General features: G+C 44.3%; 1 protein-coding gene. It reads right to left on the minus strand.

What is annotated here, in order from left to right:
• Positions 1-205: hypothetical protein (locus tag E4T68_RS09185; RefSeq protein WP_135126101.1), on the minus strand; the 205-nt coding region annotated here is incomplete at its 3' end.
• Positions 206-219 lie beyond the last annotated feature (14 nt).

Consider the following 219-nt stretch of genomic DNA (forward strand, 5'->3'; position numbering starts at 1 on the left):
GGTTCACAATGCTTGGTGGCACATAACCTTTTGTTTTGTCCTCTGGGTCCACTGGTGTCAATGGATTGCCATCTTTATCTTTTGGTGTGTACCCTGGTACGTATGGTAACGCTGGGTTATCACTTGGCTCTTCTGGTGTCTTGTCATATGGCACTTTATCTGGATTTGCTGGCTTATTAGGCTCATCTCCTTGAATTTGTGGCACATAACTTCCTGATT

Source organism: Granulicatella sp. WM01, assembly GCF_004570605.1.
GTDB lineage: Bacteria > Bacillota > Bacilli > Lactobacillales > Aerococcaceae > WM01.